Below are 1,120 nucleotides of genomic sequence, written 5' to 3' on the forward strand. Positions count from 1 at the left end.
GTGCGATGGCATCCAGCTGAAGCCACCTTTGGCAATAGTGGTCAAGGCTTTCGCTGTTGAGAACCCAGATGGGATCAGAATGTTCAATAGGCATATAAGCAGCTGGATTAGAAATAAAAGCTTATTATAAAGAGCTTGTCTCTGAAGCCAAAGTAATATTCTCCGGTCTCTGGTTTAGAAAAGAGGTTGTTGCCGATGGCAACCAAGCGTCTTAAAACAGATCCTCTGCATGGGAGAGCTGGAAAGGTTCCCGGAACCCGAGGGCTGATCCCGCCTTTGCTCTCTGCGTTAATGGCTGACAAGCGCAGTGCAGCAGTGCTTTCATAGTAAAATCCTGTTCTTGTCTGGAGCTGTTGCGGTTTTGTTTTTCAGAAAAAAAGGCCCGCGTCAGCGAGCCTTTTAAAGCAAGAAATCTCATCAGCGATGGGATTGCAGAGACTGAATTCGATCTTCAAGCGGAGGGTGGCTTGAGAACAGGGCGGCTAATCCACCCTGGCCATTCTTGCGAATACCGAAGGCCGTCATGGTGGCAGGCATTGCACTAGGGGCGTCGTATTCAGCTCTCAGTCTCTCCAGGGCGGCAATCATATCGCCACGACCTGCCAGCTCGGCACCTGCTTCATCGGCACGAAATTCACGTTTACGAGAGAACCACATCACAATAGCGCTGGCGGCAATACCCAGCACGATCTCGGCAATAAAACTTACGACGTAGAAGCCGATACCCGGGCCACTGCTTTCTTCGTCACGACGGAGGAAGCTGTCCACGGCGTAGCCGATGATGCGGGCGAAGAACATCACAAAGGTGTTCACAACTCCCTGAATCAGTGCCAGCGTCACCATGTCACCGTTGGCAACGTGACCGATTTCGTGACCGATTACGGCTCTTGCTTCTCTTGGGCTGAAGCGATCGAGCAGGCCCTGGCTCACGGCAACCAGTGAGGCGTTTTTGTTCCAGCCGGTGGCAAAAGCATTGGCTTCCGGAGAGGGGAAAATCCCCACGTCCGGCATGCCAATGCCGGCTTTTTCAGAGAGTTCCTTAACCGTATCCAGTAACCAGCGCTCTTGGGCCGTACGGGGTTGATCGATAATCTGGGTGCCTGTGCCCATCTTGGCCATG

The 1,120-nt window shown here is 52.7% G+C and carries 1 protein-coding gene; it reads right to left on the reverse strand.

Going from position 1 to position 1,120, the window contains the following annotated elements; genetic code table 11:
- Window positions 1-417 precede the first annotated feature (417 nt).
- Window positions 418-1,120, reverse strand: a 703-nt coding sequence (gene htpX, locus KDK16_RS12830; protein WP_257276424.1) for a protease HtpX, incomplete at its 5' end; no start/stop codon positions are given.

Source organism: Endozoicomonas sp. SESOKO4, assembly GCF_024606275.1.